We start from the raw sequence: 18,901 nt of genomic DNA on the forward strand, positions 1-18,901 counted from the left end.
CGTGATCCCGCCTCAGTTGGCCGCACGCGGTGCGGTCGGGGCAGAAGGACCGGCAGCATTCCCGGCAGCGGGCGTGGCCTTGGGCTGCCACGGCACGGTCTTGACCACGATGCCATCGCGTGCGCGCGACGCGCCTTCGACGACCACTTGCTCGCCGGGCTTCAGGCCGCTGCGCACCAGCCACTGGTCGCCCACCTCGCGGTCGGTTTCCAGCACACGCAACTGCAGCTTGTGGTCGGCGCCGACGACAAAGGCGGTGGGTCTGCCGGCGCCGTTGCGCGACACCGCCTGTTGCGGCACCAGCACGCCCCGCTCCTTGACGCCTTCCTGCAGCACCGCGCGCACGTACATGCCCGGCAACAGCTCGGCGTTCGGATTGGGGAAGACCGCGCGCAGGGTGATCGAGCCGGTGTTCTGGTCGACAGTCACGTCGGAGAACGCCAGGTGCCCCTGCAGCGGGTAGGTGCTGCCGTCTTCCAGCAGCAGCGACACCTTGGCCGCACCGTCGCCGGCTTGTTCCAGATCGCCGCGTGCCATCGCCTGCCGCAGGCGCAACACCGCACTGCTGGGCTGGGTGACGTCGATGTAGATCGGGTCCAGCTGCTGGATGGTGGTCAGCGCAGTGGCCTGGTTGGCGGTCACCAGCGCACCCGGGGTCACGCTGGAGCGGCCGATGCGTCCGGAGATCGGTGCGTCAAGCCGCGCAAACGCCAGGTTGATGCGCGCGGTCTCCACGCTCGCCTTGCCGGCTGCCACGTCGGCCTTGGCCTGGCCTAGCGCGGCATCGGTGTCGTCACCTTCCTGCTGGCTGATCGCCTTGATCTGCGCCAGCTCCTTGTAACGCTCGGCCTTGAGCTGCGCGGTGCGCAGGGTTGCCTCGGCCTTGGCCAGGGATGCCTGGGCGCTGGCATAGCTGGCGCGGTACTGGGCCGGATCGATCTGGTACAGGGTCTGGCCAGCCTTGACGTCGCCGCCTTCGGTGAACTGGCGCGACTGGATGATGCCTCCCACTTGCGGGCGAATTTCGGAGATCAGGTACGGGACGGTGCGCCCAGGCAACTCGGTAGTGAGCGTCACCGGTTGCTGCTTCACGGTCAGCACACCCATTTCCGGGGTGCCTTCCTCCGGCGGCGGGCCTCCCGGCGGGCTGCCGCAGGCGCTGAGCAGGGCGGTGGCGGCAACAGCAACAGCAACAGCAAGCAACGACAGGCGAAACGGGGCATGAGGACGCACGGGCAGTCTCCAACGGAGGTGTGATGATTAAATCTAAACGGTACGGTCTGGTATCCTAATAAGCGCGTCCGGAACCGTCAAGCATTTCTGCCCAGTCGGTATACTTATGAATTATTGGGAGAACCTGATGCGGGTCAGAACCGAAGAAAAGCGCGAGGCCATCGTCCAGGCGGCCAGCGAGGTCTTCCTCGAACTGGGCTTCGAAGGCGCGTCGATGTCGCAGATCGCCACCCGCGTGGGTGGCTCCAAGCGCACGCTATATGGCTATTTCCCGTCCAAGGAAGAGCTGTTCGTGGCCGTTACCAAGGACATGTCGGACCGCTATTTCGATCCGTTGCTGCATGCGCTTTCGCAAAGCAGCTGCCCGGTCGATGAGGCACTGCAGCGCTTCGGCGAGGATGTGCTGCGGTTCCTGTGCGCCCCGCCCAATATCACCAGTTGGCAGACCATCATCGGGGTATCCGGCAGATCGGCGGTCGGCGCGCTGTATTTCAGCGCCGGGCAGGAGGAAGGCATCCAGCGCTTTGCCGAATACCTGCAGGCACAGGTGGATTGCGGCCTGCTCCATTGCGAAGACACCCTGCTTGCCGCCCACCAGTACGCTGCCTTGCTGGAATCGGAAACCTTGATGCCCTGCCTGTTTGGCGCACTCAAGGACCCCGCGCCCGAGTTCCTGCACGACGCGACGCGACGTGCGGTGCAGACGTTTCTGGCCGCGTATGGCGGCAAGGCCGGCAAAGCGGCGTGACGCCCCTTGCGAGGTCACTGCATTGCACTGCGCGAGGACGCGCAGTGCACGTACAGACGCCAAGCCTGCAGCCACTTAGACGTCTAAACCACGCCGCCGCCCCGCTGGCTAGAAGGCAGCGTCGTCATCACCGCATGATTCGACCAGGCAGCGATGCTACATTGTTGGCGCAAGCATGCCGCTGCGGCGATTGAGCGGGGTTGCGATTGACGGTATTGCGATTGCGCTTCAACACGCTGCCATCGCAAGCAGGCTGCCACCCGGGCATCGCGCCACCAGCGCCTTGGAACAGGCCGCGTGTACGCGCGACCTAGGCGCTGATCACTCGGCCACTGCGCATTTCGCGCACAGGCCGTGCACTTCCAGCGTCTGTGCCTGCGGCTGGAACCCGAGCGCCTTGGCGCGGGCTTCCAGTTGCGACACCACGTCGCGATCTTCCAGCTCCACCGCGCTGTGGCAGCGGTCGCAGATCAGGAACGGCACCGAGTGTTGGGCGCTGTTGGGGTGGTGGCAGGCGACGAACGCATTGACCGATTCGAGCTTGTGCACGAAGCCGTTGGCCATCAGGAAATCGAGCGCGCGGTACACCGTGGGCGGGGCGTCGGCGCCCACGCCCTTGCCTTCGCGCACCCAGTCCAGCAGTTCGTAGGCCTTGACCGGCTTGCCGGCGTCGGCGATCAGCCGCAGCACGTTGGCGCGGATCGGCGTCAGCCGCAGGCCGCGTTCGCTGCAGGCACGCTCCACCGCGCGCACGAAACCGTTGGCGTCGTCGACGTGGTGATGCGGTGCGGTACAGGCGAGGTCTTGGGCGTGGGTATGCTTGGTCATACAGGCTCCGGCGTCAGGCCGCTCCAATCTTGATGAGTGCCGCATCGATGCGTTTCAAGGCACCCTCGCGTCCGGCCAAGTACACCGTTTGCGAAATGTCCGGGCTGACCTGGGTGCCGGTGATGGCCACGCGCAGCGGCTGGGCGATCTTGCCCATGCCCAGTTCCAACGCGGCAGCAGCGTCGTGCAGCGCCGCCGAGACGCTCTCCACGCTCCACGTCTCCACCGCAGCCAGCAACTCGCGCGCCTTGCCCAGCGGCACCTCGGCGCCCAGCTTGAGGTGTTTCATCACCGCCGCTTCGTCATAGGTTTCCAGCGGCCGGTACCAGACCACGGCTTTTTCGGCCATTTCCTTCAAGGTCTGCACGCGCTCGCGCAACGCCACCACCACATCGGCGGCGGCCGGGCCGGCAGCGATGTCCACCCCGAGCTTGGCAAGCTGGTACTCCAACTGCGGGGCGATGCTGGCCGGGTCGTCGGTCTTCAGATAATGCTGATTGACCCAGCCGAGCTTGGCCATGTCCAGGCGCGCGGCCTTGGAATTGACGTCCTTGACGTCGAACAGGTCCAGCAATTCCTGCTGGGTGAACAGCTCCTGGTCGCCATGCGACCAGCCCAGGCGCGCCAGATAATTGATCAATGCATGCGGCAGATAGCCGGCGTCCTTGTACTGCATGACGTCGGCCGCGCCGGTGCGCTTGGACAGCTTGGCGCCCTGCTCGTCCAGGATCATCGGCATGTGCGCGAACTTGGGTACCGGTGCGCCCAGTGCCTCATAGATATTGATCTGGCGCGGAGTGTTGTTGATATGGTCGTCGCCGCGGATGACCTCGGTGATGCCCATGTCCCAGTCGTCCACCACCACTGCAAAGTTGTAGGTGGGAAACCCGTCCGGGCGGAAGATCACCATGTCGTCGAGCTCGCTGTTGGCGATCTCGATGCGCCCCTTGATCAGGTCGTCGAACACCACCGTGCCGCCGACGGGATTCTTGAAACGGATGACGCGATTGGGGTCGTCGCGATACGGCAGGTTCTGCTCGCGGGTGGCGCCGTTGTAGCGCGGCTTTTCCTGCCTGGCCATGGCGGCCTCGCGCATGGCGTCGAGTTCTTCGCGGGTTTCGTAGGCGTAATACGCCTTGCCCTGCGCGAGCAACTGCTCGGCAACCTCTTGATAGCGGGCAATGCGCTGGGTCTGGTAGATCGGACCTTCGTCGTAACCCAGGCCCAGCCACTCCATCGCTTCCAGGATGGCGTCGATGGCCGCCTGGGTGCTGCGCTCGCGGTCGGTGTCTTCGATGCGCAGCACGAACTGCCCGCCGCGGTGGCGTGCCTCCAGCCAGCAATACAGGGCGGTGCGGGCGCCGCCGATGTGCAGGTAACCGGTGGGGCTGGGAGCGAAACGGGTGCGGCAGGTCATGGAGCGCTCGGCAAAACGGGAGTCGCCCGATTTTACCTTGCGCAGCGTGACCCTGCCCGGCCCGTGGCTCAGCGGTTGCGCAGCAGGTCGCCGTACACCACGCAATCGCCGCCGCGACGCGCCGTGCCCGGAGCGTCGTACAGCACCAGCCAGGTGGGAATCGTGCCGGCCAGTTGCCTGGGCAGGTTGCAGATGGCCTCGGCGCGGTCGCAGTCCTTGCCATGCGGCAGCACTGCCGATTCCAGCAGGTCGTGCTGAAAGCGCACCGGTGCGCGGTTGGCGGCCAGCACGGTGCGCGCATCCGGCCATTTGAACAGGCGGATTTCGCCGTTCAGCACCATGGTTGGTCCGGCCAACAGATACAGATCGTCGCCGGAATAATGCAGGTCGCGTACGCCCAGCCCGCCCAGTTGCAGGAAGTGCTTGCGCAGCAGGGTGCCGTCCTCGTCCAGCGGAACCAGGCGCAGGTGGTCGCCGTGGGCTTGCACCTGGATCTCCAGCAGTGCCGTCCAGCCACGCAGCACCGGCCCACGCAGGCCCAATAGCAAGCGTTGGCCATCGACCACGATGCCTTCGATATCGAAGCCATTGTCCTTGCCGGGGATCTTCAGGAACGGACCGAAATGCGGGTCGTCGGCGAGCAGGTCGGTGAGCTGGTTGTGCTTGGCGTCACCCTTGAGGCGCAGCGCACGGCGGCCGTCGGCCGCTTCGCGTACCAGCTGCGGGGTGCCGTCTTGCGCATAGTCGATGGGCAGGCAGGCCAGCAGGCGGCGATTGGCATCGAGCTTCAACTTGGTCAGGCGTTTGGCGTTTTCGGCGTCGTCGCGGCCGCGCTTGGCGTTCTTGCGTTTGCTGCCATGCGAACCGATGACCCACAAAAATCCGTCCGACAGGCCCATACCTTCCAGATCCGCCTCCTCGCCGTCTTCTCCCGGCAGATCCAGCAGGTCCGCCAACGCAAAGCTCTGCCCTTGACCGAAGCGCAGCGTCTCGCGCTGTACGGGGTCGAGCTTGCGCAGCCGGTCCACCGCGCAGGCTTCGTCGCCGGCCACCCACAGCCAATCGTCGGTGAAGGCGGCGCCGGACAGATTGCTGTGCACCAGCGCACCGGGCGCGAATTCAAGCCGGACGCTATGCGGAATCAGGGTTTTCTTGGCCATGGGCACCTGGGACGAGGGATCAACCGAACGCAACCAGCTTGGCACGCGTCACATCGGGCGCCAACTGCCCCGGCCAATCGCGGTCGTTGGCCACCTGCGCCTGCGCGCGGCTGGCCTCGAACGCCGCGAAATCCAATTCGGCCAGTGCCCACACTGTCTGGCCCTGCGTCTGCGCCAGCACGCCATCGGCGGGGAAGCCGACATCCATCGGCGCAAACACCGCCGCCTCGCCGGTATTGATGTCCAACGCCGGGCTCCACGGCGCGTCGCCCGCAGTCACCGACTGCGCGACGAACATGCGATTTTCCAGCGCGCGCGCCAGGCAGCCGACACGCACGCGCATGGCGCCGGCGGCGGTGTCGGTGCAACTGGGCACGATCAACAACCGCGCACCGGCCTCGTATTGCGCACGCACCGGCAGCGGGAACTCGCTGTCGTAGCAGATCGCGATCGCGGCGCGAATGCCGTCCAGTTCGAACACCTTCACTGCATCGCCCGGCTCGATCAGCCCGGTGGCCTTCTCGAAGCCGGTGAGCTGCAACTTGTCCTGCCAGCCATGCAGGCCCTCCGGGGTGAACCAGTCGCTGCGATTGCGGTAACGGCCATTGCCAATATCCAGCAGAAAACTGCCGGCAATCAGGTGCAACCGATGTTCCTGCGCCAAGCCGGCAAACAGCTCCAGCCACGGCGCGCGTAGCGCCTGGATGGCTGCCAGCGATTCGGGCAGACCGGCAGAAATAGGCGTGTCGAACGTTGCGCCCAGCTCCAGCGACAGATATTCGGGCAGCACCACCACCCGCGCACCGGCTGCGGCGGCTTCGGCGATCAGGGCCGATTGGCGTGCCGCAAACGCGGCGAAATCGACAGGCTTGCCGATGGGGTATTTGGCAACGGCAATTTTCATCTGGCGGCCTTTGGGTTATTGGATCGAGGTAGCGAAGCAATCAGACCGGCCAGCGAATGCAGTGTGCAGCGACCGTGCAGACTGCTCGCGACGCTTGTCAGTGGCCGTAGGGCGCCAGCCGCGCTCACCGCGGCAGCGCACGTGTCCACACACACAAGCTGTGGTCGATCTCGCCATGTTGCAACTCCGCCCAGTGCAGGTGCACCCGCATGCCCGGCTGCGGGGCGTAGCCACGTTTGCGCCAGAACGCATCGTTGGGGCGGTAATCGGCTGGCTTGCGCGGGTCGTCGGGCGCCCGTTCCACCGAACAGAACGCGGCCAATGCAAAGCGGCCCAGCGCGCGTGCATGCGCTTCGCGCCGGTCGAAGAATGCATGACCGATCCCTTGCCCGCGATACGCCGGCAGCAGCACCGATTCGCCAAAATAGAACACGCTGGCCGGATCGATGCCGGCCGCACGAAACGGTGCGTGGAACGCGTCGCTATCGTCGAGCAGCGGCAAACCGGTCGATGCACCGATCACCGCACCGCCATCGCGCGCCAGCACGAAGACGCTCTCTGGCGATGCCGCATAGGCCGCCAGATAGTCGCGCTCGTATGCGGCATCGCCTTGGTACAGATACGGCCAGGTGCCGAACACGTTGATGCGCAGCTGCGCCACCGCATCCAGATACGGCAGCACCTGCGTGCCGCGCACCGTTTCCACCATCAGCGAGGAGCCAGTCATGCCGGCCATGGTAAGCCAGCAAGACGTGGCTGCAACGCCATGCTTCAACGCAGCCAATGACCGTGGTGCCAAACGCGGGGCTGCGGCTGTTGCCACAGCAACCACACCGCCGCTTCGTCGGTGGCCAGCAGTACCCCCAGCAGCGCATCGGTGCTGCGTGCCCAGTAGCTGCCATTGCTCAGCCGTTGCCACGGTCCATAGCTGCGTGCCCATGGGTTGCCGGCGCGGGTGTGCTGCGCTGCCGCCTGCAAGAACGCATACCCGCCGATGCGCAGGTGCTGCGCGGTGCGTGCGTGCAGCTGCAGGCCCACCACCCCGCGGCGCCTGTCGCGGTTCAGCGGCAGGGCCGACAACGCCGAGCTTTCCCAAGCGTGCGGCAGTGCTGCGGGAAGCAGCGCCACCGTGTCGATGCCGGCGGGCAGCAAACGCTGCGCGCGCCGGTGCAATTGTGCCTGCGCCAGCATGCCGGCCTAAGCGCAGGCTGTTGCCAAGCTCGTACCAATCGAGCTTGCGGGTGACCCACATGATGCTGGCCAGGATGCCGAACAGCAGCAACGATCCCATCAGCAGCGCGTTGTCCTCGGAGATCAACAGGCTGTAGAGCACCGCGTACAAGGCGGTGAGCATCACCGAAAAGCCAGCCGCACGGATCCAACTGCGCAACACGCCGGACAGATAGAAGGACTGCAGGCCGATACACGCCGCCGCCGACACCAGATAGGCCTGCCAGAACGCGATGTGTTCGGAAAGGCTGAGCAGCAGCAGGAAGAAGATCGCCAGCGCCAGGCCCACCAACAGGTACTGCAAGGGGTGGATCGGCAGGCGCTTGATCAACTCGAACAGCACGAAGGCCACGAAGGTCAGCACCACGAACAAGATGCCGTACTTGCTGGCGCGGTCGGCCTGGGTATACACGTCCACCGGGTCGACCAGGCGCACTTCCAGCGTATCCAGCGCCGCATGACTGGACTGCAACTGCGTCTGCGCACCGGTGGCCAGCGACGACAGCGACCAACTCGCATCGAAGCCCTTCGGTCCGATGCTCGGCGCATTCGGCAGGAAGCGGCCGCCGAAGGACGGGTGCTGCCAGGTCGAGCGCAGGGCGATCTCGTTGTTGTCGGCGATCGGCGCGATGGCCAGCCGGCGCGTGCCGTCCAGCACGAACTGCATGTCCACCACGTTGCCGTCCTGCAGCCGGCCGGCGACCGTGTCGGCCAGCTGACCTAGTTGGGCATGGATGCCCGCCGAACGGTCGGCCAGTGCGCCTGCACCGCTCTCCAGCGCCAACGTGCGGCCATCGACCTGCAACCGCGGCGTGCCCACCAACCCGCGCACGTCGGACATACCGATTGCCAGGTACGGCTGGCCATACACACGGGTCGGCGCAGCCGCGTAGTCGAAGGGGTTGTATTCGGCATGCAAGGTGGCCTTCCAGGAATACACCTGCACCCGGTACAAGCCCACCTCGCGCACCGAGGGCACCATCTCGCCGCTGAGTTTCAGGCGACGCGGCGTTTGCAGCAGCGTCCCTTCGCGCTTGCGCCAGACCTTGCGCTGGTTGCCCTGCTCGTCCGGCTCGGTGACCTGCACGTCTTCGGTATACGGCAGTACCCGCACCGGCGCGATGAACTGCTGCTCGCCGGCCTTGCTCTGCGCCACCCGCTCCACCGCCTCGTCGCGGTAGCGCGCGCGGTCCTGCACCGCGCCACGGATCAGCAGCAACGGAATCAGCAACAGCAGGATCAGCCCACCGATGGTGGCGAACCGCAATAACAGTTTCAGGGATTTCATCGGCCATCCTCATCTTGGGAGGTGGCCAGGGTGCGCTGCGCCGGTGTTGGCGGTTTGAGGCGAATTTGAAGCGAAGGTGAAGTGCGCGCCCCGGACAGTTGGCGACCGGCACTGTGACGCATTGACGAAATACGGTTTTCACCGCGGCAAAGTGCCACCCGTACCCAACACAGGCTTCTGTTTGATCGGCAGCACTTCGCCTTGCCGCCGCACGCCTCGCCTTCACGCGTAACGATGCACGGGCAGGTGCGCAGCCTCCAATCCCTCGTTCTTGTTTGGTCGCGGCTTCCAGTTCGCTGTTGTTCGATGCGGTCCTGAGCCGCATGCGCTGCATCAGCGCTGTCATGGCCGCACGCCCACTCGGCAGTGATTCGGCACCTGCGCACGACTGCATTCATCTCTCAACCTGGAGCCGTCTTCCATGAACACGCACCGTTCGCTCGCCCTTTGCCTGCTCGCCGCCCTGAGCCTGACCGCTGCCACCGCGCAGGCGGCAGGGCACGGCATGGGCCTGAAGCCTTCGTCGTTGATGCAGCCTGTCACTCCGCTGTTCGGTACCGAGAGCGTGAGCACACCGCTGCCTGCCAGTGTCGACCTGACTGCATGGGCGATCACGCCGGGCGACCAAGGGCAGGTCGATGCCTGCGCGTCATGGGCGACCGCTCATACCCTGACCGGTTGGTATGCCAATGCCAACAAACAGGCCCAGACGCGCTTTGCCCCGATGTACCTGTACAGCCAGGTCAACGGCGGCGTGGATGAAGGCTCCACCCTGGAAGCGCCGCTGGAGATCGCGCTTGCGCAGGGCATCGACACCGAGCAGCACTATTCGTAGGGCAACTACGACTGGAAACACCAACCCACTGCCGCCGACAGGGCCAACGCTGCCAAGAACCCGACGCCGTATCGCCATTACACCGTGCTGTATTCGGGCAATGGCAATGGGGGAAGCGCCCTGATCCAACAGATCAAGCTCGCCCTTGCCTCTTCCACGCCGGTGGCGATTGGCTTCTATGTGCGCCAGGGCTTTGAAGACCTGACCACCAAGAACCAGGTCGATTACGACGTCAAGACGCCGATTCTGGGTGGGCATGCCGTGATCGCGCTGGGCTACGACAGCGAAGGACTGATCGTGGAAAACAGCTGGGGCACCGAATGGGGCTACAAGGGCTTCGGCAAACTGTCCTGGTCGAAGGTCGCCAAGGATGTGATCGTCGCCGACGTGGCGTACTAGGGCAGCGCAACCACGCGCCGTACGCTGCCATTGACGCAGGCGCGGCATGTGCTCTGGCGCATGCCGCAGCCTTGAACGCACGGCTGCCACACGCGCCAGCCAACCGCGACAACTGCCTGCCCGGCGACTCAGCCGATCGGCAGGCGCAACACCGCACGCGCACCGCCGCCGTCGCGATTGCCCAGCGCCACGTCCCCGCCATGCAGGCGCGCAACCTCGCGCACGAACGGCAAGCCAAGACCGGAGCTGCGCTGGCCGGTCTGCGGGCGTGCCAGCGAATAGAACCGCTCGAAGACGCGCTCGAGCGCGTAATCGGGCACGCCACTGCCACGGTCTTCGACCCCCAACTCCCAATGTCCATCGTGCTGCCGCGCATGCAGGCGAACATGGCTGTCTTGCGGCGAAAACGCGATGGCGTTTTCGAGCAGATTGATCAGTGCCTGTCTCAGCAGAAAACCATCGCCAAGTACGTGGTGATCGCCTAACGTCCCCGCCCCCGCATCCACCTCCACAGATACGCCCGCCGCCGCCGCGCGCAGCGCCACCGCGTCCGCAGCAGCCTGCAGCAGCCCATCGATACCGATGCGCTCGCGCTTCTGCAGCCAGCCGTGCTGCTCCACCTCGGCCAGTGCCAGCAGCTTGTCGATGGTTTCGGTCAGCCGATGTTCCTGCGCGCGGATGGTGGCAACGAAATGCTGGCGGTCGGCTTCCGGCAATGGCTCAGTCAACAACTCCGATGCACCGCGAATGGCCGCCAGCGGGCTTTTCATCTCGTGCGTCAGCGACTGCACGTACTGCTCCACGTACGCCTTGCCTTCCAGCTTGCGGCGCATGCTCTCCAGCGCCTGGCCCAGATCGCCGATTTCATCGCCACGCGGTTTGGGCGGCGGTACCGGGATGCCGGCGCTCACCGCCTGCGCATAGCGATTGAGCCGGCCGATGCCGCGCATCAACCACCAGGTCATCCAGATGCCGATCAACGCGGAAATGCCGATCAACCAGGCGCCGCGCTGCAGGATGTTGCGCTGGCTGGCTTCGATAAACGGGTCGATGCTGCGATTGGGCTGTGCCAGGGTCAGCACGCCGATCAGTTGGCTGGGGTCATCCGGTGCGTAGATTGGCGCAGCCACGTGCATCACCGTGGCGGCAGGGTCGCCATCGGTCTCCGGGCTGGAACGTGCGCCATATTCGCCGCGCAACGTGCGGTAGACATCGTTCCAGCGCGAGTTGTCGCGGCCCACATCGCGGCCCAGCGAATCGAACACCACCACGCCGCGCGCATCGGTGACGGTCACGCGGTAATCCACGGTGTTCTTGCGAAAGCGCCATACCCATGCCTTGGGGTCGCGCTGCTGGGCCCTGGCCACGTTGCGCGCGAAGCGGCCATCGGCAAGCGTGCCGGCAGCCAACTCGCTACTGGCGACTTCTGCCAGCACGTTGGCCGCATCCACCAGCGTGGATTCCATCGCCTGGCGCACCCCCGGCTTGACCTCGTTGACGAACACGCGCATCACGAAGAACGCGGCCAGGCCCACGATCAGGAAGAAGCCCAGAAACAGCTTGAGACCAAGCCGCATGTCAGCCCGCGGCCTGGCTCAGTTCACCAAGGAAGTGCCGGCGCATGCCTACACTTCCAGCGCGTAGCCAAGGCCACGGTGGGTGCGGATCGGGTCGGCCGGCACGCCGGCCAGGCGCAGCTTGCCGCGCAGCGTCTTGATGTGGGTGTCGACGGTGCGGTCGGCACTGTCGGCGCTGGCGTCCCAGCCGCGGTCCATCAGCTGCGTACGGCTCAGGATCGCCCCAGGGCGCTGCAACAATGCTGCCAGCAGGGCGTATTCGTAGCGTGTCAGCGGCAGCAGGGTCTCGCCGTAGCGGATGCGGCTGCCCTCGCGGTCGATCGCAAACGCGCCGTGCGGCTGCCAGCCCGATTCGGCCGCCGCGCCCGCATGGCGTCGGCGCAGGCGCGCACGCACGCGCGCCACCAGCTCGCGCGGCGAGAACGGCTTGGCCATGTAATCGTCGGCGCCCAGCTCCAGGCCGAGCACGCGGTCGATCTCGTCGTTGCGCGCGGTCAGGAAGATCACCGGCACCTCGCTGAAACTGCGCAACGTGCGGCACACCTCGAACCCGTTGATGTCCGGCAGGCCCACGTCGAGGACCACCACATCGGCCGGATCGGCGCGCAGACGCGTCAGCGCATCGCGCCCCAGCAGGCAATGCTCGGGCGCGTAGCCTTCGCTGCGCAGCGCGTAGAGCACGGTATCGGCAATGGCGGCTTCGTCTTCGACGACGAGCACGCGGGCGGCAGACTCGGACATGCCGCGCAGCATACCGGCATGCGGGCACGGCCTACAGACCTAAAGGTCGAGGTGGTCCACGCATGGCGTGGCACGACGTGATGCACACGCCGCATTGCTCGCGGCATCGCGCAGCCTCTGGATGTCGCCACCGTGCGCTTGCGCTGCGTCGCCCGCAATGGGCGGCAACAAATCGCGCCGCAGCCTCTACACTGCCGCGATGAACTATCGCCACGCCTTCCATGCCGGCAACCATGCCGACGTGCTCAAGCACATCGCCCTGCTTGCCCTGATCGACACCCTCAAGCGCAAGGACACCCCGTTCTTCGTGCTCGATACCCACGCCGGGCGCGGCCGCTACCAACTCGGTGGCGAAGAGAGCCGCAAGACCAACGAGGCCGATGCTGGCGTGATGCGGCTGATGGCAGAAGCCAGCTTGCCCGAGGTGGTCGAGCGCTATCTGCGCGCAGTGCAGGCCGACAACCAGTCCGCGGCCCGCCACGCCACGCCCGGCCAGAAGCCCACCCGCCCCACCGCCGGCATCCAGCTCAACTACTACCCCGGCTCGCCGCTGCTGGCTGCGCAAGCGCTGCGCGAGCAGGACCGCATGGCATTTTGCGAACTGCAGACCGACGAAGCCGAGGCGCTCAAGGCCCTGTTCGCCAGGGACAGCCGGGTACGCGTGCACGCCGGCGACGGCTACGCGGCAATCCGCGCCTTCCTGCCGCCGCGGGCTGGCGAAACCAAGATCGGCCGCGGGCTGGTGCTGATCGACCCGCCCTACGAATCGCAGGACGCCGAATACCCGCAGATCATCCACAGCGTGCGCGAGGCGCTGGCGCGCTGGCCACAGGCGATCTGCATGGTGTGGTACCCGATCAAGCTGCGCCGCAGCCTGCAGCCGTTCATGCGCAAGGCCGCCGCGCTGCCGGCCAAGTCGGTGCTGGTTACCGAGCTGCAGGTGCGCCCGGACGACTCGCCGCTGCGCCTGACCGGCAGCGGGCTGCTGATCGTCAACGCGCCCTGGCAGTTCGACCAGGTGCTGGCGCCGGCGTTGCCGGTGCTCAAGCAGCATCTCGGCGAGCCCGGCGCCTCGACCCGGCTGGAGTGGCTGCGCCAGGACGGCTGAGCCGGCAGAGGTGTGCGCCTCCCCATCGTGGTGGGTAGGCCGGCGTTGTCGTTGCACCGCTGCAATGGCCAGGGCCGCGCGCGCCGCGTCGGCGACATAGCCGTTGTCGCGAGCACCTTCAGCGCAGCGCAGACAAGCGGGCGCTGCACCGGATACGCATGTCTCGGGAAGCCAGGCCGGGTAACAAAGGCCTTCCGGCGGCCCCGCTGCTTGCGCTCGGCTTCCGCAATGCGCGCCCCATCACGCTCACGACCGGCTCACGGCACCGCTCGTTACAGTGGTGTGGGAAGCACTGCCACCTCCTATCGGCCCCCGGCGGCACACCGGATTCATTCACGGTTGCGCGCCGGGCTGGTGCCAGAATCTTCCGATCTTTAAGGAACACCGGTCATGGCCATTCGCAATCGCATGCCTCCCTGGCATGAAAACTTCAGCCTGCCCAATGGCCGTACCCTTCTGCTTCGCCCGATCCGTCCCGAGGATGGTCCGCCGCTGCAGGGAGCTTTCAGCCTGTTGGGACCGGAGGAAATTCGCGCGCGCTTTGTGCGCTCCTCCACCGAAATCACCCCGGAGATGGTGCAGCGCCTGACCCATCCCAATCCCAAGAGCGAGATCGTGCTGGTCGCCGCCGAACAACTGCCGCCCGGCGAAGCGCTGGTCGGCGCGGTCGCGCGCGCCGCGCTGGTACCGGGCACCCGCCAGGCCGAATACACCATCCTGGTCAGCAGCTTCGTCGCCGGCCAGGGGCTGGGACGGCAGCTGATGCGCAAGCTGGTCAAGTGGGCGCGGCGCAAGTACCTGGATTGCCTGTTTGGCGATGTGCTGCAAAGCAATGTGCCGATGCTGCAGTTGGCAGAATCGCTGGGCTTCAAGCCGCAGGCGCATCCGGAGTCGCCGGAGCTGGTGCGGATGGTTCTCGAGTTGGATGCCTGAGGGGCGGGGATTGGGGATTCGGGATCTGAGATTCGTTGAAAGCGGCCGCGTGTCGGCTTGCTGAGGATTACTCAATTGCCTTTGTCCACCAACCATCGCTGGCTGCGCTGCCAGTAAATCCTTGTACGTGCGATGAGCCGCTCTCATTGGGCCGCCCGCCAACCGTCTAGTGCGGTGTCCTCATCGATTGCGGGACCGTTGGCGGCATGGATGGAGTGACGGCGTGTCCGGCGAACGGTAAGGGCACCGCGCGCTCAACGACGCTGCGAGTCTCTGCAGGGTCCTTGCCGGTCCACCATCGCAGGACACGTGCAAGTACGTCCTTGTAAGCTCCGTGGCGGCATCCATGCCGCCAAGGGTCCCGCGACGGTGGCCCGGCAAGGACCAATCGAGATGGTCGGCGTGTCAGTGCAGGCGACAGGCAATGTTCGCTGGCTATATGACTTGGGACGCGACCCGCTTGCAGCGCCCAGGCGGGAAGCCGCACCGCCTTCGTACCATGAGCTGCCATGCACTCGACCAGCGGCGTTGGACGTTCCAGGCCCGCACGGATGAGGTCATGCCCTCTCCCGCGGCGCCCGCCCGAGGTGGCCTTTCACACCAGATGGACCGGCCGCAGCGGGGGCTCTGATAAAATCGCCGGCTGATGCCGTCGCCTACCTTCCCCTCTCCGCCGCTGCCCAGGTCTGGCCAGCTCCGCGCCTACTGGCGCGCCCCGTCCTCTCCGACTGCGCTGGCATGGTCGATTGCGCGGGCAGCCGAGGCGCATGCCGGCCCGCTGCTGGTCATCGCGCGCGATAACCAGAGCGCGCACCAGATCGAAGCCGACCTGCATGCCTTGCTCGGCGAGCAAGCGGCGCTGCCGGTGGTGCCGTTTCCCGATTGGGAAACCCTGCCCTACGACCAGTTCAGCCCGCACCCGGAAATCATCAGCCAGCGGCTGGCCGCCCTGCACCGCCTGCCCGGCCTGACCTGCGGCGTGGTGATCGTGCCGGTGCAGACCTTGCTGCAGCAGTTGGCGCCGCTGAGCTACATCGTCGGTGGCAGCTTCGATCTCACCGTTGGCCAGCGGCTGGATCTGGATGCGGAAAAGCGCCGCCTGGAAAGCGCCGGCTACCGCAACGTGCCGCAGGTGATGGACCCGGGCGATTTCGCGGTGCGCGGCGGCCTGCTGGACGTGTTTCCGATGGGCGCGGACACGCCATTGCGCGTCGAGCTGCTGGATGAGGACATCGATTCGATCCGCGTGTTCGACCCGGAATCGCAACGCTCGCTGGACAAGGTGGACGCGGTCAAGATGCTGCCGGGCCGCGAAGTGCCGATGGACGATGCCAGCGTGGAGCGCGTGCTGGCCTGCCTGCGCGAACGCTTCGACGTGGATACCCGGCGCAGCGCGCTGTACCAGGACCTGAAATCCGGGCTGGCGCCGTCGGGCATCGAGTATTACCTGCCGATGTTCTTCGCCAAGACCGCAACACTCTTCGATTATCTGGACAAGCGCGTGCTGCCGGTGATCGCCACCGGCGTGTCCAACGCCGCCGATACCTTCTGGGCGCAAGCGCAGAACCGCTACGAACAGCGCCGCCATGATGTCGAGCGCCCGCTGCTGCCGCCGGACGAGTTGTATCAATCGCCGGATGCGCTGCGCGAGCGGCTCAACAAGCTGGCGCGTATCGAAGTGTGGGCCAGCGATCATGCGCGCATCGATGAGGCAGCCCCGCTCGGCGACCAAGCGTTGCCGCCACTGCCGGTGGCTGCCAAAGACGCGCCGGCCGGTCGGGCGCTGGCATCGTTCCTGAGCCATTACCCGGGCCGCGTGCTGGTCGCTGCCGATTCGGCCGGCCGCCGCGAAGCCTTGATGGAGGTGCTGGCCGCCGCGCAGTTGAAGCCGGAGCTGGTCGCCGATGTGCCGGCCTTCCTGGCCGGGACGCTGCGGTTCGGCATTACCGTGGCGCCGCTGGAAGACGGCTTTGCACTGGATCAGCCGCAGATTGCGCTGCTGACCGAACGCCAGCTGTTCCCGGAACGGGCCAACCAGCCGCGCCGCGCGCGCCGGGTCGGACGCGAGCCGGAAGCGATCATCCGCGATCTGGGCGAGCTGTCCGAAGGCGCGCCGATCGTGCACGAGGACCACGGCGTGGGCCGCTACCGCGGCCTGATCGTGCTTGATGCCGGCGGCATGCCCGGCGAGTTCCTGGAAATCGAATACGCCAAGGGCGACCGGCTGTATGTGCCGGTGGCGCAGCTGCACCTGATCAGCCGGTATTCCGGCGCCTCGACCGAGACCGCGCCGCTGCACTCACTGGGCGGCGAGCAATGGACCAAGGCCAAGCGCAAGGCGGCCGAAAAGGTCCGCGACGTCGCCGCCGAATTGCTGGAAATCCAGGCGCGCCGACGCGCGCGCGCGGGTCTGGCGTTGCAGGTGGACCGGGCGATGTACGAGCCGTTCGCGGCCGGATTTCCGTTCGAAGAAACCGGCGACCAGCTTGCCGCCATCGATGCGACGCTGCGCGATCTGGGCAGCAGCCAGCCGATGGACCGGGTGGTCTGCGGCGACGTCGGTTTCGGCAAGACCGAGGTTGCGGTGCGCGCCGCCTTCGCCGCCGCCAGCGCCGGCAAGCAGGTCGCCGTGCTGGTGCCGACCACGTTGCTGGCCGAACAGCATTACCGCAATTTCCGCGACCGGTTCGCCGATTACCCGATGAAGGTGGAAGTGCTGTCGCGCTTCAAGAGCACCAAGGAAATCAAGGCAGAACTGGAAAAGGTCGCCAGCGGCGACATCGACGTGATCATCGGCACGCACCGGTTGTTGCAGCCGGACGTGAAGTTCAAGGATCTCGGGCTGGTGGTCGTCGACGAAGAACAACGCTTCGGCGTGCGGCAGAAAGAAGCGCTCAAGGCGATGCGTGCCAACGTGCATCTGCTCACGCTCACCGCCACACCGATCCCGCGCACGCTCAACATGGCCATGGCCGGCCTGCGCGATCTGTCGATCATCGCGACCCCGCCGCCGAACCGTCTGGCGGTGCAGACCTTCATTACCGCGTGGGACAACACCCTGCTGCGCGAAGCCTTCCAGCGCGAACTCAGTCGCGGCGGGCAGCTGTATTTCCTGCATAACGATGTGGAAAGCATCGTGCGCATGCAGCGCGATCTGTCCGAGCTGGTGCCGGAAGCGCGCATCGGCATCGCGCACGGGCAGATGCCCGAGCGCGAGCTGGAACGGGTGATGCTGGATTTCCAGAAGCAGCGCTTCAATGTGTTGCTGTCGACCACGATCATCGAATCGGGCATCGACATTCCCAATGCCAACACCATCATCATCAATCGCGCCGACCGCTTCGGCCTGGCGCAGCTGCATCAGTTGCGCGGCCGCGTGGGTCGCTCGCATCACCGCGCCTACGCGTACCTGGTGGTGCCGGACCGGCGCTCGATGACCTCCGATGCAGAAAAGCGCCTGGAAGCGATCGCCTCGATGGACGAGCTCGGCGCCGGCTTCACCCTGGCCACGCACGATCTGGAAATCCGCGGCGCCGGCGAATTGCTGGGCGAAGACCAGAGCGGCCAGATGGCCGAGGTCGGTTTCAGCCTGTATACCGAACTGCTCGAGCGCGCAGTGCGCAGCATCCGCCAGGGCAAGCTGCCCGACCTGGATGCCGGCGAAGAAGTGCGCGGCGCCGACGTCGAGCTGCATGTGGCCTCGCTGATTCCCGAGGATTATCTGCCCGACGTGCATACGCGCCTGACCTTGTACAAGCGCATTTCCAGCGCACGCGACACCGATGCGCTACGCGAACTGCAGGTGGAGATGATCGACCGCTTCGGCCTGCTGCCGGACCCGGTCAAGCATCTGTTCGCCATTGCCGAGCTCAAGCTGCAGGCCAACGCATTGGGCGTACGCAAGCTGGATCTGGGCGAAAACGGCGGGCGGCTGGTGTTCGAGGCCAAGCCGGCGATCGACCCGATGACCATCATCCAGATGATCCAGAAACAGCCGAAGATCTACACGATGGACGGCCCCGACAAACTGCGCATCAAGCTGCCGATGCCCGAAGGCGCCGACCGTTTCAATGCGGCACGCGGCTTGTTGGCGGCATTGTCACCGGGCTGACGCACTGCCGCGCCGGTAGCGGCGACCACGCCGAGCGAGACCATCGCACGTGAAGAGCGAGCAGGCAGGCGGGCAATCCCCTGACTGATCGCGCTTGCCGGTCATCACTGCCGCAGCCAGCCCTGCGCATGCGGCGCGGACAGAGAGTCCACCGGTGGTTTGCGCGCGCGAGCAAGCCGGAACCGCGCCCGCCACGTCGTGCAGGGCCGGGGCCACCTGTCCAACGGGCAAAGGCCTGGACAGTCCCCCCCCCCTGAGCCTGCTTCCGACAAAGCTGAGCAATTAATCCACAGTCGGTGACGGGTTTCGCAAATCCATCATCGCACTGAATTTTGCCTAAATATTTCCGGAAGGCGCCGATACCTGCATAGACCGGCATGGACCGTGTG

The 18,901-nt window shown here is 66.0% G+C and carries 13 protein-coding genes and 2 pseudogenes; 5 read left to right on the plus strand and 10 right to left on the minus strand.

The features are described from left to right. Nucleotides 1-12: 12 nt before the first annotated feature. On the minus strand, nucleotides 13-1,233 hold the full coding sequence (locus J7367_RS03025) for an efflux RND transporter periplasmic adaptor subunit (protein WP_057659952.1): 1,221 nt from the start codon (nucleotides 1,231-1,233) through the stop codon (nucleotides 13-15). Between the two features lie 106 nt (nucleotides 1,234-1,339). On the opposite strand from J7367_RS03025, the gene J7367_RS03030 reads away from it, so the two are divergent. Further along, complete coding sequence (locus tag J7367_RS03030; RefSeq protein ID WP_057659954.1) at nucleotides 1,340-1,981, plus strand: TetR/AcrR family transcriptional regulator C-terminal domain-containing protein; 642 nt, start codon at nucleotides 1,340-1,342, stop codon at nucleotides 1,979-1,981. Between the two features lie 321 nt (nucleotides 1,982-2,302). Here J7367_RS03030 and J7367_RS03035 read toward each other — a convergent pair whose 3' ends face one another. The 7 genes and pseudogenes from J7367_RS03035 to creD form a co-directional block, all read right to left on the minus strand. After that, nucleotides 2,303-2,809 (minus strand): transcriptional repressor, encoded by a 507-nt coding sequence (locus tag J7367_RS03035; protein ID WP_017157169.1) that lies wholly within the window; start codon nucleotides 2,807-2,809, stop codon nucleotides 2,303-2,305. Nucleotides 2,810-2,822: 13 nt separating this feature from the next. Further along, on the minus strand, nucleotides 2,823-4,226 hold the full coding sequence (gltX, locus tag J7367_RS03040; RefSeq protein ID WP_057659956.1) for a glutamate--tRNA ligase: 1,404 nt from the start codon (nucleotides 4,224-4,226) through the stop codon (nucleotides 2,823-2,825). A 68-nt stretch (nucleotides 4,227-4,294) separates the two neighbouring features. Next, the gene (locus J7367_RS03045) at nucleotides 4,295-5,386 is read right to left on the minus strand and encodes a DUF3616 domain-containing protein (protein WP_057659958.1); all 1,092 of its coding nucleotides are present in this window, start codon (nucleotides 5,384-5,386) and stop codon (nucleotides 4,295-4,297) included. Between the two features lie 19 nt (nucleotides 5,387-5,405). Continuing rightward, nucleotides 5,406-6,290: a carbon-nitrogen hydrolase family protein gene (locus tag J7367_RS03050; RefSeq protein ID WP_057659960.1), complete on the minus strand. Its 885-nt coding sequence runs from the start codon at nucleotides 6,288-6,290 to the stop codon at nucleotides 5,406-5,408. 124 nt (nucleotides 6,291-6,414) lie between these two features. Next, complete coding sequence (locus tag J7367_RS03055) at nucleotides 6,415-7,065, minus strand: GNAT family N-acetyltransferase (protein ID WP_176214996.1); 651 nt, start codon at nucleotides 7,063-7,065, stop codon at nucleotides 6,415-6,417. Further along, nucleotides 7,062-7,481: a hypothetical protein gene (locus J7367_RS03060; protein WP_007962836.1), complete on the minus strand. Its 420-nt coding sequence runs from the start codon at nucleotides 7,479-7,481 to the stop codon at nucleotides 7,062-7,064. The genes J7367_RS03055 and J7367_RS03060 overlap by 4 nt, the downstream gene beginning before the upstream one ends. Nucleotides 7,482-7,491: 10 nt before the next feature. Next, nucleotides 7,492-8,808: pseudogene (creD, locus tag J7367_RS03065) on the minus strand (cell envelope integrity protein CreD); the annotation flags it as partial. A 421-nt stretch (nucleotides 8,809-9,229) separates the two neighbouring features. On the opposite strand from creD, the pseudogene J7367_RS03070 reads away from it, so the two are divergent. Further along, nucleotides 9,230-10,042: pseudogene (locus J7367_RS03070) on the plus strand (C1 family peptidase). A gap of 128 nt (nucleotides 10,043-10,170) precedes the next feature. Here the strand turns inward: J7367_RS03070 and creC are convergent. Together creC and creB are read right to left on the minus strand one after the other, a co-directional pair. Then, the gene (creC, locus tag J7367_RS03075; protein ID WP_057659962.1) at nucleotides 10,171-11,619 is read right to left on the minus strand and encodes a two-component system sensor histidine kinase CreC; all 1,449 of its coding nucleotides are present in this window, start codon (nucleotides 11,617-11,619) and stop codon (nucleotides 10,171-10,173) included. Between the two features lie 48 nt (nucleotides 11,620-11,667). Beyond that, nucleotides 11,668-12,372 (minus strand): two-component system response regulator CreB, encoded by a 705-nt coding sequence (gene creB / locus J7367_RS03080; RefSeq protein WP_007962840.1) that lies wholly within the window; start codon nucleotides 12,370-12,372, stop codon nucleotides 11,668-11,670. Between the two features lie 187 nt (nucleotides 12,373-12,559). On the opposite strand from creB, the gene rlmJ reads away from it, so the two are divergent. From rlmJ to mfd, 3 genes are all read left to right on the plus strand, one after another. After that, complete coding sequence (gene rlmJ / locus J7367_RS03085) at nucleotides 12,560-13,468, plus strand: 23S rRNA (adenine(2030)-N(6))-methyltransferase RlmJ (RefSeq protein WP_057659985.1); 909 nt, start codon at nucleotides 12,560-12,562, stop codon at nucleotides 13,466-13,468. Between the two features lie 390 nt (nucleotides 13,469-13,858). After that, a complete protein-coding gene (locus J7367_RS03090) occupies nucleotides 13,859-14,401 on the plus strand; it encodes a GNAT family N-acetyltransferase (RefSeq protein ID WP_003488532.1) in 543 nt (180 codons plus the stop codon). 646 nt (nucleotides 14,402-15,047) lie between these two features. Continuing rightward, nucleotides 15,048-18,512: a transcription-repair coupling factor gene (gene mfd, locus J7367_RS03095; protein WP_057662397.1), complete on the plus strand. Its 3,465-nt coding sequence runs from the start codon at nucleotides 15,048-15,050 to the stop codon at nucleotides 18,510-18,512. Nucleotides 18,513-18,901: the final 389 nt, after the last annotated feature.

This window comes from Xanthomonas sp. D-36-1 (assembly GCF_017746155.1).
Classification (GTDB): Bacteria; Pseudomonadota; Gammaproteobacteria; order Xanthomonadales; family Xanthomonadaceae; genus Xanthomonas; species Xanthomonas cissicola.